This is a genomic window from Caulobacter sp. S45 (assembly GCF_009765965.1).
In the GTDB taxonomy this organism is placed as follows: Bacteria; Pseudomonadota; Alphaproteobacteria; order Caulobacterales; family Caulobacteraceae; genus CAHJWH01.
Genome location: NZ_LMUL01000014.1, coordinates 1,841,616 through 1,856,416 on the forward strand (window position 1 = coordinate 1,841,616; position 14,801 = coordinate 1,856,416).

The 14,801-nt window shown below is 68.4% G+C and carries 13 protein-coding genes; 4 read left to right on the plus strand and 9 right to left on the minus strand.

Translation table 11 applies throughout. The annotated features are described in order from the left end of the window. Positions 1-99 precede the first annotated feature (99 nt). The 6 genes from cysS to GSQ87_RS15640 all read right to left on the minus strand — a co-directional run bounded on the left by cysS (position 100) and on the right by GSQ87_RS15640 (position 5,231). Entirely contained in the window at positions 100-1,527 is a 1,428-nt protein-coding gene (gene cysS, locus GSQ87_RS15615) for a cysteine--tRNA ligase (RefSeq protein ID WP_158916270.1), read from the minus strand. Positions 1,528-1,561: 34 nt separating this feature from the next. Beyond that, positions 1,562-1,840, minus strand: a complete 279-nt coding sequence (locus GSQ87_RS15620; RefSeq protein ID WP_158916271.1) for an HPr family phosphocarrier protein — start codon at positions 1,838-1,840, stop codon at positions 1,562-1,564. Next, positions 1,837-2,241: a PTS sugar transporter subunit IIA gene (locus GSQ87_RS15625; RefSeq protein WP_158916272.1), complete on the minus strand. Its 405-nt coding sequence runs from the start codon at positions 2,239-2,241 to the stop codon at positions 1,837-1,839. The genes GSQ87_RS15620 and GSQ87_RS15625 overlap by 4 nt, the downstream gene beginning before the upstream one ends. A gap of 93 nt (positions 2,242-2,334) precedes the next feature. Continuing rightward, positions 2,335-2,781 carry an HPr kinase/phosphorylase gene (locus GSQ87_RS15630; protein ID WP_158916273.1) on the minus strand — a complete coding sequence of 149 codons (447 nt, stop codon included), beginning with the start codon at positions 2,779-2,781 and terminating at the stop codon, positions 2,335-2,337. Between the two features lie 24 nt (positions 2,782-2,805). Beyond that, positions 2,806-4,500, minus strand: a complete 1,695-nt coding sequence (locus tag GSQ87_RS15635) for a stimulus-sensing domain-containing protein (RefSeq protein WP_254063018.1) — start codon at positions 4,498-4,500, stop codon at positions 2,806-2,808. Positions 4,501-4,502: 2 nt separating this feature from the next. Then, entirely contained in the window at positions 4,503-5,231 is a 729-nt protein-coding gene (locus GSQ87_RS15640; RefSeq protein WP_158916274.1) for a response regulator transcription factor, read from the minus strand. Positions 5,232-5,337: 106 nt separating this feature from the next. Between GSQ87_RS15640 and GSQ87_RS15645 the strand changes: the two genes are divergently transcribed. Next, positions 5,338-7,059, plus strand: coding sequence for a hypothetical protein (locus GSQ87_RS15645; protein ID WP_158916275.1), 1,722 nt, complete (start codon positions 5,338-5,340; stop codon positions 7,057-7,059). Here the strand turns inward: GSQ87_RS15645 and GSQ87_RS15650 are convergent. Beyond that, complete coding sequence (locus GSQ87_RS15650) at positions 7,056-7,844, minus strand: helix-turn-helix transcriptional regulator (RefSeq protein ID WP_158916276.1); 789 nt, start codon at positions 7,842-7,844, stop codon at positions 7,056-7,058. The genes GSQ87_RS15645 and GSQ87_RS15650 overlap by 4 nt on opposite strands. Positions 7,845-7,970: 126 nt before the next feature. Between GSQ87_RS15650 and GSQ87_RS15655 the strand changes: the two genes are divergently transcribed. After that, positions 7,971-8,729, plus strand: coding sequence for an SDR family NAD(P)-dependent oxidoreductase (locus tag GSQ87_RS15655; protein ID WP_158916277.1), 759 nt, complete (start codon positions 7,971-7,973; stop codon positions 8,727-8,729). Positions 8,730-8,750: 21 nt separating this feature from the next. Here the strand turns inward: GSQ87_RS15655 and GSQ87_RS15660 are convergent, their stop codons facing one another. Together GSQ87_RS15660 and polA are read right to left on the minus strand one after the other, a co-directional pair. Further along, positions 8,751-9,047, minus strand: a complete 297-nt coding sequence (locus tag GSQ87_RS15660; RefSeq protein ID WP_158916278.1) for a hypothetical protein — start codon at positions 9,045-9,047, stop codon at positions 8,751-8,753. Positions 9,048-9,165: 118 nt separating this feature from the next. Next, the gene (polA, locus tag GSQ87_RS15665; protein ID WP_254063157.1) at positions 9,166-11,943 is read right to left on the minus strand and encodes a DNA polymerase I; all 2,778 of its coding nucleotides are present in this window, start codon (positions 11,941-11,943) and stop codon (positions 9,166-9,168) included. A gap of 289 nt (positions 11,944-12,232) precedes the next feature. Here polA and GSQ87_RS15670 point away from each other — a divergent pair, with 289 nt between their 5' ends. Both GSQ87_RS15670 and GSQ87_RS15675 read left to right on the plus strand, forming a co-directional pair. Beyond that, a complete protein-coding gene (locus GSQ87_RS15670) occupies positions 12,233-13,936 on the plus strand; it encodes a hypothetical protein (protein WP_158916279.1) in 1,704 nt (567 codons plus the stop codon). Beyond that, positions 13,933-14,796: a 2OG-Fe(II) oxygenase gene (locus GSQ87_RS15675; protein ID WP_216839349.1), complete on the plus strand. Its 864-nt coding sequence runs from the start codon at positions 13,933-13,935 to the stop codon at positions 14,794-14,796. Before GSQ87_RS15670 ends, GSQ87_RS15675 begins: the two co-directional genes overlap by 4 nt. The last annotated feature ends 5 nt before the right edge of the window (positions 14,797-14,801 follow it).

A 14,801-nucleotide genomic window follows, 5' to 3' on the forward strand; every position in this document is an offset into this window, starting at 1 on the left:
GAGGCGTCGCCACCTCTTAGGCCAGTCCGTCAACCTTGCGGCCACACCCCCGCCCTGGCCCTCCCCCTTCGAGGGGGAGGGGGGTGGATTTAGGGCGATTCAATCCTTCAGCCGCCAGGTGGCCGTGCCGCCGGGGCCGTCCAGCACCTCGACCTTCAGCTCGGTCAGCTCGGCGCGGATCAGGTCGGCGGCGGGCCAGTCCTTGGCCAGGCGGGCCTGGGCGCGGCGCGCGATCAGGTCCTCCACTCGCGTCTTAAGCCCTGCGTCGGCGCCGCCCTGGAACCAGGCGTCCGGGTCGGCCTGTAGGAAGCCCAGCAGCGCTCCGGCGTCGAGCAGGGCGTGCAGGCTGGTGGTCGCCTCCAGGACCGAACCGGACAGGGCGGCGCGAACCTGGTCGGCCAGCTTGAACAGCTCGCTCATCGCCTGGGGCGTGTTGAGGTCGTCTTCCACCGCCTCCACCACCGGGGCGGCCAGTTCGAGCACCCGCACCGGATCGGGGGTCAGGCCCTCGACCTCCTGGCGGCGCGCATCGTGGATCACCCGGTAGAGCCGGTCCAGCGAGCGCCGGGACTGATCCAGCAGGTCGGCGGTCCAGTCCAGCGGCGCGCGGTAGTGGGCCGACAGCAGGGCCCAGCGGACGACCTCGCCCGGAACCGACTTCACCAGCTCGTGCACCAGCAGCACGTTGCCCACGCTCTTGGACATCTTCTCGGCGTCCAGCGTCAGGAAGCCGTTGTGCATCCAGTAGCGGGAATACTCGCCGTCGCCCTGCGCGCCGCCGTGCTGGGCGCAGACGCCCTGGGCCAGCTCGTTCTCGTGGTGGGGGAAGATCAGGTCGTGGCCGCCGCCGTGGATATCCACCGGAAAGCCGAGCTCGGCCTCGATCATGGCCGAGCACTCGATATGCCAGCCGGGACGGCCGGGGCCGAAGGCGCTCTCCCACACCGGCTCGCCGGGCTTGGAGGGCTTCCATAGCACGAAGTCGGCCGGATTGCGCTTGTAGGCGGCGACCTCGACCCGCGCGCCGGCGACCATCTCGTCCAGCGACCGGCCCGACAGCGCGCCATAAGCCGGGAACGAGGACACGTCGAACAGCACGTGGCCTTCCGCCGCATAGGCGTGGCCGGCCTCGACCAGCCGGGCGATCATGGCCAGCATCTGGGGCACGTGGGCGGTGGCGCGGGGCTGCATCGTCGGCGCCAGCGCGCCCAGAGCGGCCATGTCGGCCTCGTAGATCGCGGTGAACCGGTCGGTGATCACCGAGATGGCCACGCCCTGGTCGATGGCGGCCTGGTTTATCTTGTCGTCCACGTCGGTGACGTTGCGGGCATAGATCACCGCGTCATCGCCATAGAGGCGGCGCAGCAGGCGGAACAGCACGTCGAACGCCACCACCGGCCGCGCATTGCCGATGTGGGCGTAGTTGTAGACGGTGGGGCCGCAGACGTAGAGCGTCACCCGCGCGGGATCGAGGGGCTCGAACGCCAGCTTCTCGCGGCGCAGGGTGTCGTGGATCTTCAAGGTCATGCGCCGCCTATAGCGCCTCGAGCGGGATTTTGCTCTAGCGCTCCTCGTCGAAACGGTCGGCGACGAGCTGGACCAGCCCGTCCACCGCGGCTTCGGCGTCGGGACCCTCGGCGGCGATCTCGATCTGCGAGCCAGGACCCGCGCCCAGCATCATCAGGCCCATGATCGACTGGGCGTCCACGCTCTGGCCCTCGCGCAGCACGGTGATCTCGCAGTCGTACTGGGATGCGGCCTTGACGAATTTCGCCGACGCCCGGGCGTGCAGGCCGCGTTCGTTGACGATCTCCACAGTCCGCCGAATGCTCGGGCTCACTTCTCCCCCGCCAGGACGTAGGACGCGACGGAGATGTACTTGCGCCCGGCGTCCTGGGCCTGGGCGACGCAGGCCTGCAGCGACTCGCGTCCCCGCACGCTGGCCAGCTTGATCAGCATGGGCAGGTTCAGCCCCGCGATCACCTCGGCGCGGGCCTCGTCCATGGCCGAGATCGCCAGGTTTGACGGCGTGCCGCCGAACATGTCGGTGAGCAAGATCACGCCCTCGCCCGAATCGACGGCCTTCGCCGCCTCGACGATGTCGGCGCGGCGGCGCTCCATGTCGTCGTCCGGCCCGATGGAAATGGCGCGCACCGCCGTCTGCGGTCCGACCACATGCTCCATCGCCGCAACGAACTCTTCGGCGAGCCGCCCGTGGGTGACGATCACCAGTCCGATCATTCCATCCCCTTGCAGGGCCCCGCCCCTGCCCGCCGCTTCGCGGGCTGGGAGCCGCGAACGTGAGCTAGCTAGATACCCTCAGGTTCGCCCCTGTCAAAGCCGGCCGTCGTCGCCAAGCGCCGCATGCCCCTCCAGCATCAGTCCGATCTTGATCAATGTGGAGGCTTCGAACAGGTCGAAGCGCAGCCGCGGGAGATCGGCCTGGAGCACGCAAACCCTTTCCGGCTCAGGCATCCGCTCCACCGGGCCCTCGGCGGCGTCCACCACCAAGGCGAGGCGCACGAAGGGCAGCGCCGGGATCGCAACCAGACCGACGCCCCTCGCCTCGATCAGGCCGATTATGGGGTCCGGCGCCCGACCGTAGACCAAACCGGCCGACATCCAGACCAAGGTGCGGTCGTCGGCCACCAGCCGCCAGCCCCGCTCCCAGGCCCGCAGCGCCAGGTCGCTCTTGCCGACGCCGGAGCGTCCACGGACCAGGACGCCCCGCCATTCTCCGTCGACCCGACGCGCCAGGGTGGTGGCGTGGAGCACGCTCATGCGACCTCGCTCATGGGATGGGGCTCATGGGGCGGCGGCCGGCAGCTCGACCACGAAGCGCGCGCCCAGCACTGCGCCGCTGGAGCCCTCCATGTTCTCCGCCCGGATCATGCCGCCGTGCGCCTCGATGATCTGGCGGGCGATGGACAGGCCCAGGCCCGAATGGCCCCCGAAGGCCGAGCCGCCAGGCGCCTGCCCCTTGGGACGCGCTGTGTAGAAGCGCTGGAAGATATGCTCCAGGTTCTCCGGCGGCACACCCGGCCCTTGATCCTCGACATGGGTGGCGATGTAGAAGCCGCCGCTGCGCCGCACCCGGTGCAGGCTGACGCGTACCTGGCCGTCCGGGGGACTGAAGGAGCGGGCGTTGTCGATCAGGTTGCGGAACACCTGGCCGAGCGGCCCCTCCCGGCCGATCACGCGGAAACCATCGAGGGCTTCGCTCGCCACCAGGGTGACGGTGGGACCGCCCAGGGGGACGGCCTCGGACGGGTAGAGGCCGACGACGTCCTCCAGAAAACGCTGCAGATCCAGCGTGCGCGACGGATCACGCGACAGCTCGGCGTCCAGGCGCGAGGCGTTGGCGATGTCGGTGATCAGCCGGTTCAGCCGGCCGACGTCCTGCTTCAGCACCGCAGCCAGCCGGTCGCGGATCGGCCCCTCGGGCGCCATCTCCAGGGTCTCAAGCGCCGAGCGCATCGAGGTCAGCGGGTTCTTGATCTCGTGGCTGACGTCGGCGGCGAAGCGCTCGATCGCGTCCATGCGCGCGGTCAGGGTCGAGGTCATCGAATCCAGCGAGCGGGCCAGATCGCCCACCTCGTCCTGGCGCGCGGCGATGTCGGGCAGCGAGATGGCCCGCGCGCGGGACAGGCGCACGCTGTCGGCAGCGCGCGACAGCCGCCGGATCGGCTCGGCCACCGCCCCGTTCAGCAGCAGGCTGGAGGCCAGCACCGCCCCCACCGCCATCAGGATAAAGGGGATCAGCGCCATCCGCTGGGCGGCGACGATGCGGTCGACGTCGCCGGCCTGGATGGTCAGCACGCCCAGCACCGCCTGCACGTTCTGGATCGGGATCGAGACGCTGACCAGCCGCCCTCCCGTCTCCGACATGCGCACCCCGGCCACCTTCTGGCCGGTGAGGGCGCGGGCGACCTCGGCATGCTCCTCGGCGTGGGCGCGGGCTTCACGACGCGCCTCGAAGGCCGCGCCCGACCACGGCCAGTGAATATGCTGGCCGGGTTTGAGCGCCGGCGGCAGGGGCCGCTCGACCACCTTGTCGGCGATCACATCGGTGTCGGCGATCAGGCGGCCGCTCCGGTCATAGAGCTGGGCCCGCTCCGAGCGGGGAATGGCGAGGATTTCCAGCACCACGCGGGCGGCGTCCGGACTCATGTCCGGCTTGGGCTCGCCGGTGGTGGCCGCCTTGACGATCACCTGGGTGATCAGCTCACCCTGGGTGGAGAGGCTGTCCACCCGCGCCTCGACCAGCCCCCGGCTGAACTCGTTCAGCACCAAGGCCCCGACGACCAGGATGGCCAGGCCCGCCAGGTTCAGGCCGAGGATCAGCCTGGCCAGCCGCGACCCGTGGAAGCGGAACCGCCCCCGGCGCTCGACCCCGCTCCCGCGCGCCGGCGGCCGTCGCGAGGCGGACGACGGCAGGGCGAGGTCCCGGTCGGTCGGCGGCGAAGTCGGCGCGCGCGTCGCCTGGGCCGCCGCGTTCACGCTCACGTCTCCCGGTAGCGATATCCCACGCCATACAGGGTCTCGATGGCGTCGAACTCGGGATCGACCTGGCGGAACTTCTTGCGCATTCGCTTGACGTGGCTGTCGATGGTGCGGTCGTCGACATAGACCTGATCGTCGTAGGCGGCGTCCATCAGGTTGTCGCGGCTCTTCACGAAGCCGGGCCGCTGGGCCAGGGACTGGAGCAGCAGGAACTCGGTCACCGTCAGCTTGACCGGCCGCTCTTCCCAGAGACAGTCGTGGCGCTGGGGATCGAGCGTCAGCTTCCCGCGCTTCAGCGGCTTGGCCTGGGCGGCGGCGGCGGCGGCGGGCGACATGCCGGTGACGTCCGGCTCCTCCTCGTCGTCGGCCCTGGCCCGGCGCAGCACCGCCTTGACCCGCTCGATCAGCAGCCGCTGGGAGAAGGGCTTGTGGATGTAGTCGTCGGCGCCAAGGTTGAAGCCCAGGATCTCGTCGATCTCCTCGTCCTTGGACGTCAGGATGATCACCGGCAGTTCGGAGGTCTGGCGGAGGCGACGCAACACCTCCATCCCGTCCATGCGGGGCATCTTCACGTCCAGGATGGCGAGGTCCGGCGGCTCCTGCTCTAGGGCCTGGAGGCCGGCGACGCCGTCGTGGTAGGCCCTGACCACGTGCCCGTGGCTTTCGAGCGCCAGGGAGATGGAGGTGACGATGTTTTCGTCATCGTCGACAAGGGTGATCTTCGCCATGTGCAGAAGGTCGCTTTTCCGAATGCAAGTCGCAAGCCGACGTAGATCACGCAACTTCAGGCAAATTTAAGCCGCCGCCGGATAAAAAAGAAGGCGGGAGCACTACATGGTCAACGATAACGTCCATTACGAGCTGTTCGCCCGGCGAAAACCCAGTTCGCCATGGGCGCTGGAGTTCGCCACCGAGGAACGCCTGGAGGCCGTAAAGCGCGCCGAGACCATGCTGGCGGAAAATCGCGCGGCGGCGGTGAAGGTCACCAAGGAGATCCTCGACCCGGATACGGGTATATACGCCAGCATCGCCATCCTGACCCGCGGCGACATCCAGCCGCTCAAGCCCAAGACGCATATCCTCGAGGAAGAGGCCGGGCTTCTGTGCGTGACGCCGTCGGACCTCTACACCATCCACGCCCGCGAACGGATCGCGCGGCTGCTGGACGGCTGGCTCAAGCGGGAGCGCTCCACCGCCTTCGAACTGCTGCATCGCGCCGACCTGATCGAACGCCTGGACGCCTCGGGCATGGAGATCCAGCATTGCCTGCAACGGCTGTCGGTGCCCGAGGCCCAGGCGCGCAAATGCTCCGTGCACGAAGTCATGCGGCGTTATCAGAAGCTGGTGGACGAGGCGATCTCGCGGGTGACCTCCGCCCATCGCCGCCACCTGTTCCCGATCGTCGCCTCGTCCAACTTCGCCTCGGCGGTGGAGATCGCCCTGGTCTCGGCCGAACCCGCCTTCGTGCTGGGCGGCTCGGCCGCCGCCGTCATGGCTGGCGGGCTAAGCTGGGTGGACAAGATCGGCCTGCTGCTCGACATGGCGGAATCCGCCCCCACCGAAGGTCCTGGCCGCCTTCTCGCCTTCCGGGTGCTGGAACAGCCGCTGAGCGAGATCCTCGGCTCGCGCGGCGGGCTGGCGGCCCTGGTGGGCGAGGCGTCGCCCGACATGGGGTCGGGCTTGGCGCTGATGACCCGGCTGGTCGCGCCCGAGACCGTGGCGATCATGATCCAGAAGGACCCGTCGCTGAACCACGAGTTCCCGCCGATCGACGTCGCCCTGAACCGCCTGGCGCATTGGCTGGGCGACCCGGCTTTCGACTCGGTGCGCACCTCGCTCGCCCGCCGCATCCTGGCGGAGCTGAACAGTACGCGCCGCCTGCATCCCACCGATCCGGGCGGCGAGATCCGCACCATGCGCGCCCTGGCCCGCGTGCTGGTCATGGCCGGCTCCAAGGTGGTCGGGCCCGAAGAGGTCCAGGCCGCCTTCATCGAGCGCTCCAAGAGCCTGCTCAACTCCAACTTCGTGCAGATCTATCTGGAACAGGCCGGCGGCGGCCCGCTGGGCGAGGCCCAGGCGCTGATGCGGCTCGGCGAGAACGTGGTCGGCGGCGTCAACAAGCGCGCGGCGGCCAAGTGGCTGAAGACCACGATCGGCGCCCTGCGCTTCGAACGGGTCCTGTTCACCGGCTCCGAATCCCCGGCCTGGAAGCTGGCCCATCTGGCGGAGCTGGAGCATGCGCTGCGCCGGGTCGGCCTGGCCGAGGAGGACCGGGTCGAGGTCGCGGTGCGGATCGGCGAGGTCGCCGGCATGATCGAGGCCGACGCCAAGCTGATCGCCGCCATCGCCCGCGCCCCGGCGTCCGCCGCCCACCGCCTGATGCTGTTGCTGAAGCTGGTCAGCGGCGAGACCGCGCCCCTGGGTCCGGTGACCGCGCGCGCCCGCACCGAGGCCATGCGCCTGGCCCGCGACCCCGCCATGCGCGCCGAACTGGCCGCGACCCCGGAACTGCTGACGCGGGTGCAGGAGATGATGACGACGGGCGTGGCGGCCTAGAGAGGCCTGCGGCGGCTCGGAAGAGAGTGGGCCAGCGAACCGGCGCCCAGGGCGAATAGCTCGGACAGCGTGCCGATCCCCAGCTTGCGATAGATCTGCTTGCGGTAGTCCTTCACCGTATGGCGGCTGATGCCGAGCCGCAGTTCGATGGCTTCCGACGAACAGCCGATCAGGAGCAGGTCGGCGATCTCAGCCTCACGCGGCGTGAGGCTTTTGTGGAACGTCCTTCGCTGGGGCGGCGTCGCATCGGCGAGCGTGGCGCTCCGGTCGAAGGCGGCGGCGATCGGCGCGCTCAGCGCTTCCAGGTCCTTGAGCGCGTCGTGTTGGACGGACGCTCGGCCGCGATCACGATACAGGCCGAGCTCGACCATGCCGCCGCAGGCTGGAAAATACAGGCCCACCTCCTCCAGTCTCGCGGGCCACCCCACGGTGCGGAAGCCCAGTTCCTCGTCGGGAGAGCGCACGAGGTAGGACCTGGCGTCGGCCGCGATCCGATCCGCCCGGATCTGGAAGTCCCGCGCCCTGAAGGCGCCGGCGACCGGACCACGCTCCAGCAGCGGATTGGCCGCATGGGTGAACCCGACGTAGTTCTGGATTCCCTGCCGACATCCGACGGTGTCGAAGTTCTCGAACAACAGGGCGGGCGGCGCTTCGCCTCGATGGACGACGATGGCCGAAAGCTCGAAGTCCATCAGCTCGCAGACCGCCTTGGCGGTCACGGCGGCGAAATCGGCCCTTCCGATGGCGCCGATGATCTCGACCAGGGTCGATTGCGAGGTTGGCATTCAGGACCGGTCCCGTCTTGCCCAATTCCGTACACCCCTCTTTGGAGGGGCGCCACCGGACGCATCGCCCCCCTATTCGTCCGGCCGATCAGGCGGTGCGCCGCCGCTGGGACCAGGGGCTTCGTCGTGCATATAGACCTTTCCGACCAGACCGTGCTCGTCACCGGGGCCAGCCGGGGCATCGGCGCCGCCATTGCGCGCCGGCTCGGCGGCGCGGGCGCGCGGGTCGCCGTCCACTACGGTCGCGGACGCGAGGCGGCGGAGGCGCTGGCGCACAGCCTTGGAAACGGCGCCCAGGCGTTCGGAGCCGATCTCGCGGACCCGGAGACCTGCGCGGCGCTCTGGTCGGAGATCGAAGGCCGTTTCGGCAGGATCGACGCCCTGGTCAACAATGCCGGGATTGCGGTGGAGTCCGCGCTCGACAAGCCGATGGGCGAATGGCTCGGCGACTGGGAGACGACCATGGCCGTCAACCTCACCGCGACCGCCATCCTCAGCCGGTTGGCCATCGCGCATTTCATGACCCGCGATGGGGGAAGGATCGTCAACATCGCCTCCCGCGCCGCTTTCCGCGGCGATCAGCCGGACTACCTCGCCTATGCGGCGTCCAAGGCCGGCGTCGTCGCGCTGACGCGATCCATCGCGCGCGGCTTCGGCAAGGCCGGCGTCAAGGCCTTCATCCTGGCGCCCGGCTTCACCCGCACCGAGATGGCCCAGGCCTTCATCGACCAGTATGGCGAGGACTACGCGGTCAGCGACCTGGCCCTGTCGCGCCTCACCGAGCCGGACGATATCGCCCCGATGGCGGCCTTCCTGCTCAGCGGCCTGGCCGACCACGCCACCGGATCGACCATCGACCTCAACGCCGGCTCCTACGTCAGATGAGGGCGCGCCGGATCGGACGGCTCAGGCCCGCGCCATGATCGCTTCGATCGCGGCGAACCTCACGGCGCTGTCCACGCTGAGCCGGCGGGCGAGATCGCGCACCCCGACGGGATAGGCGGCGCCGCCCTCGGCGATCTCCTCGGCGAGTTGGTGCGCCTGCAGCAGGTTGGCGGCCAACAGGTCGACCTGCTCGCGGGCGGCGCCCTTGGCCTCGGCCTGGAGCCGGCGGACCCGCTCGCTCAGGCTGACCACCGTGGCGGTGCTGGAAGCGGTCTCGGCCTTCGACCTCGAAGCCGCCGCGCGGAGAGGCGCTGACATCGGATTTCCCCTGCAAAGGGCCGTGATGGATCACGACCGTTGCAGTAACCTGGGCGATGGCGGCTGAACGCGTCGTGAGCCCGTAGTTAGCTGGCGTTCATGTCCGCAAAGCTTGGCCTCAGTGCGCCTCGTCCCAGTTCGCCGCCCAGCGCGCGTCGACCGTCAGCGGCACCGACAGGGCCACCGCCGGCTCGGCCGCGCCCGACATCACCTCGGCGGCGAGCTTGCACAGGGCGTCGGCCTCGGCCTTGGGCGCCTCGAACACCAGTTCGTCGTGGACCTGCAGCAGCATGCGCGCGCTGAGGCCCGCCGTCTTCAGGGCCGCCGGCATGCGCATCATGGCCCGGCGGATGATGTCGGCGGCGGCGCCCTGGATCGGGGCGTTGATGGCGGCGCGCTCGGAGAACTGGCGCTGGGCGGCCGACTTGGAGGCGATCTCGGGGATGTTGATCCGCCGGCCGAACAGCGTCGTGACGAACCCCTGCTCGCGCACCAGGGCGCGGGTCTTGTCCATATAGTCGCGGATGCCGGGGAAGCGCTCGAAATAGGTGCGGATATAGGCCCCGGCCTCGTCCTGGCGGATGCCGAGCTGGTTGGACAGGCCGAAGGCCGAGATGCCGTAGATGATGCCGAAATTGATCGCCTTGGCGCGCCTGCGCACCATCGGGTCCATGCCCTCGACCGGGACGCCGAACATCTCCGAGGCGGTCATGGCGTGGATGTCCAGGCCCCGGCGGAAGGCGTCCTTCAACTGCGGAATATCGCCGATGTGGGCCAGCAACCGCAGCTCGATCTGGGAATAGTCGGCCGAGACGATCACATTGCCCGGCTCGGCGATGAAGCAGGTGCGCAGCTTGCGCCCCTCATCCGTCCGGATCGGGATATTCTGTAGGTTGGGGTCCGACGATGACAGCCGCCCGGTGGTGGTCGAGGCCAGCGAGAACGAGGTATGCACCCGCCCGGTCGCCGGCGCCACGGCCAGGACCAGGGCGTCGGTATAGGTGTTCTTCAGCTTGGCGATCTGGCGCCAGTCCAGGATGGCGCGCGGCAGGTCGTGGCCCTGCTCGGCCAGGTCCTCCATTACCTTGACGTCGGTGGACCAGGCCCCGGTGGCTGTGCGCTTGGCGCCCGGCAGGCCCAGCTCGCCGAACAGCACGTCGCCGATCTGCTTGGGGCTGCCGAGGTTGAAGGGGTGGCCGGCAAGCTGGTGCGCACGCGCCTCCGCCTCGACCATCTTGATCCCGAACTCGTGCGACAGGGCGCGCAGCCGGTCCGGATCGACCTTGATCCCGTGGCATTCCATCGCCGCCAGCACGGGCGGCATACCCCGCTCCAGCGTCTCGTAGACAGTGAGAAGCTTGGCCTTCAGCAGGCGCGGCTTGAGCACGTGATACAGCCGCAGGGTCACGTCCGCGTCCTCGGCGGCGTAGGCGGTGGCGGTCTTCAGCTCCACCTGGGCGAAGCTGATCTCCTTCTTGCCGCTGCCGGCCACCTGCTTGAACGGGATCGGGATGTGGCCGAGGTGAATCTGGGACAGCTCGTCCATGCCGTGGCCGTGCAGGCCCGCGTCCAGCACATAGGACATCAGCATGGTGTCCTCGATCGGCGCGACGTCGACGCCGTAACGGCTCATCACCGCCAGGTCGTACTTGGCGTTCTGCGCCACCTTCAGCACGCTCGGGTCTTCCAGCAGCGGCTTCAGCCGCGCGATGGCCGGCGACATCGGAATCTGGGTCCAGTCCTGGGCGGCCATCAGGTCCAGCCCCTCCGCGGCGCAGTGGCCCAGCGGGATGTAGACCGCCTGGCCCGGCGCTGTGGCCAGCGACACGCCGCATAGCCCGGACGCCGCCGAGGATAGGGAGTCGGTCTCGGTGTCGAAGGCGATCACCCCGGCCTCGAACGCGCGGGCGATCCAGGCGTCCAGCGTCTCCAGGTCCTGGATGCAGACATAGGCCGTGGGATCGATCGCCACCGCCTGGGGGGCCGAGACCATGGGCGCCGGGACCATGCCGGGGCTGGCCTCCGACACCCGACGCGCCAGGGTGCGGAATTCCATCTCGTTGAGGAACTGGGCCAGGACGGCGGGATCGGGCGCGCGCACCACGAAGTCCGACACCGGATCGGGGACGGGCGCGTCGTCGGCGAGGGTGACGAGTTGGCGCGAGATGCGCACCTGGTCGGCGTGGGTCAGCAGGGTCTCGCGCCGCTTGGGCTGCTTGATCTCGCCCGCGCGCGCCAACAGCGAGTCCAGATCGCCAAACTCTTCGAGAAGCTGGACGGCGGTCTTGATGCCGATGCCCGGCGCGCCCGGCACGTTGTCGACGCTGTCGCCGGCCAGCGCCTGGACCTCGACCACCCGCTCGGGCGGCACCCCGAACTTCTCGATCACCTGCTCGCGGCAGATGCGGACCTGTTTGACCGGATCGAGCAGGCAGATCTGCTCGTTGACCAGTTGCATCAGGTCCTTGTCGGAGGAGACCACCACCACCTCGCCGCCAGCCTGGGCGACCCGGCGGGCGTAGGTGGCGATCACGTCATCGGCTTCATAGCCCTCCAGCTCGATGGCCGGCACGCCGAAGGCGCGGGTGGCCTCGCGGATCAGCGGGAACTGGGGGATCAGGTCGGCCGGCGGCGGCGGGCGGTGGGCCTTGTACTGCTCGTAGATCTTGGAGCGGAAGGTCTTCTCGCTGGCGTCGAACACCACCGCCAGGTGGGTCGGCGCGCCCAGGCCCTTGCCGTCGTCGCCGTCCTTGGTGTCGCAGATCAGCTTCCACAGCATGTTGCAGAAGCCCTGCACCGCACCCACCGGCAGGCCGTCGGACTTTCGGGTCAAGGGCGGCAGGGCGTGGAAGGCGCGGAAGATGTAGCCCGACCCGTCCACCAGATACAGGCGCATGGGCTTTGCGGGATCGACCTCGATGGGGGCCGTGATCTCCACATCCGCATCCGCTTCGGCGGGATCGAGCAGGGTTATGTCGGTCATGCGGACAAGATAGGCGCTGACGGCGCCGGGGTCACGCCGCGCGACAGCCTTAGCGGAATCCAAACGGATGGCCGGTATGAATGGCCGGATGAACGGCCCAGCGGCTCAATCCGCCGATTCCGATATCGCCGAGGCCGGTCGGGGCGCCCGGTGCTCGTGGGCCTGGCCGGCAAATTTGACTCAGCGGTGGATGATCGTCTGCGTGAGCTTGTGCCTGCTCGCTTTCATTCTGATGCTGCTGAAATCGAGGGATTTGCGGCAAGCGGACGTCTTCCTGGTGAAGGAGGACCTGCAGGTCCTCGCGTTGGAGGGCGTGTTTCTACTGCTGATGGCCAAGGGGTTGGCAGGTCGCGGCTTTCCGGCATGGGCGTGGCCCACCGCATGGCGGAGCGCCCGGGTCGTGGCGGCCCTCGCCGCCCTCGCCGTCCTGATTACGGGCCTGGTCGGATGGCGGTTGGTGTTCTCCCGCTATCCCCTTTCCTTGGACGAGTTCTTCGCGGTGTCCGACGCGACCACCTTCCATCGCGGACTTTTCATTGCGCCCGTGCCGGCGATCTGGCGCGAGTATGTGCCCGCCCTCCAGCCGGAATTCGGCCTCCAGGTTCCGGGCCATGCGGTATGGAGTTCGGATTATCTGCCCCTGAACGCCGCCTTTCGCGGATTGCTCATGGCCGTAGGCGGAGCGGCCTGGGCCGGGCCGCTCTTGAGCGCCTTTTCGGTGGCGATGGTCTACGACATCGCGAAAGTCTTGTGGCCGGACAGGCCGGACGCCGCCGCCGTGGCTGCGGTGTTCCTGGCGAGCTCCTCCCAGCTCCTGTTCACGGCCATGACGCCCTACGCGATGTCTGCGCACCTGGCGCTGAATCTGACTTGGCTGCGCCTTTATCAAAGGGATAGCGGTTGGAGCGACGGAGCCGCCCTCGCCGTCGGCTGGGCCGCCTGCGGCCTGCATCAGCTCGTATTCCATCCCTTGTTGGTCGCGCCTTTTATCCTCCATGCCTTCGCCAGCGGTCGGTGGAGGCGCGCTGTCGTGTTCACGTGCGGATATGCGGCGATCGGGCTGTTCTGGATTCTGTACTGGCCCGTGATGTTCCATCTGATGGGTCTGGCCGCACCCCAGGGCAAGGGCGGCGGCGTACAGGCCTTCGCCGGCCACGTTCTGCAGCTGGTGTCCGAAAGCGACCCGCTGGAGGCGGTGCGCCTGATGGCCGAGAACCTGATCCGCTTCATCAGCTGGCAGAACCCTTTGATGGCGGTCCTGCTCTTCGCCGGTTTCGTCCCGGCTCTCCGAACCGGCGGAGCGCTACGCAACATGGCGGCGGCGTCGATCCTGACTCTGGCGACGGTGGCCCTCGTGATGCCCTATCAAGGCCTTGGATGGGGCTACCGCTATCTCCACGGCCTGCTCGGTTGCGCCTGCCTGATCGCGGCCGCCGCCTACGTCGAGCTGACTCGGAGCGCCTGGTCGCCCCTCCTCGCGCGCAATGCGATCATGCTGTCCCTCGCCGCCTCAGTGCTCGTCCTTGCGCCTTGGCGGGCGTTGCAGGCCCACGCCGATGCGGCGCCGTTCGCGCGGGCAAGTCAGGCCATCAGCGCCGATACGGCCGATTTCGTTGTGGTGAACGGGGGCGACGTCAGCGGGCTCGTGCGCAACGATCCCGGGTTGCGCGCCCGTCCGCTGGTGTTCGACTTGCAAGCCCTTTCCGCAAGCCAAGTGTACGCCCTTTGTCGTCGTGGGCGTGTGCATCTGTTCGACCGGAAGGACGCCGCCAAGGTCGGGATCGAAGTCCCGAAGGCGACGGCTATCGCGCGCCCCGCGCCGCAGGAATTGAAGATGCAGTCGATGGGTTGCGCATCCGTTCATGTCGTCAGGCCTCAACCAGCGTCGAGCGGAGTTTCGCTGTGACTGAAAAGAGCCCCCTTACCCGCGGCGAGATGGCCGATCATATCGTGGCGCGCCTTCAACAGGCCGGCGCCTCGATGAGGAGCGCTTTCAACGAACATGGGCGCGTCCCGTCATCCTTCGTCGACGACCTGCTGCCGGTGGATATGGCCCAAGCCATCCATGCCGCATTTCCCGATCATGGGCGCATGATGTTCAAGAACTCGATCAAGGAACGGAAGTTCGTCGCCGCCCAGATGGACGCCTATCCGGCCATCCTGGAAGAGATCGTCTACGCATTCCAAGACCCGCGCGTGCTGTACGAGGTCGCCGCCATCACCGGCCTACAGGCGCTTCAGCCGGACGCCGACCTCTATGCTGGAGGTCTCAGCGCCATGCCCAAAGGCGCATACCTCAAGCCCCACCTCGACAATTCCCACGACGGCGCACGCGCGCGCTATCGCGTGCTCAACCTGCTTTATTATGTGACGCCGGATTGGCGCGAAGACTTCGGCGGCAATCTGCAGCTTTGGGACCAGGGGCCCAAGGGCGCGCCCCGAACCATACCCGCGCTGTTCAATCGCCTGGTGCTGATGGCGACCAATCGCACCTCTTGGCATTCGGTGCAGGAAGTTAAGCGCGACCAGACGCGATGCTGCGTCTCGAACTACTATTTTTCCTCCCAATCACCTGAGATGGCCGAATATTTTCACGCAACCTCATTTCGAGGCGAACCCGATCAGCCGTTATCGGATGCGATCATGCGGGCGGACAACGCTTTGCGCACCACGGTGCTGAAGACATTCGGCGCCAAGGTCTACAACAATCCGCATGTCTATCGCCGAACCGGCGAGGACAAGGGCGACGAGCCGAACCGCGCCTAGAGCGT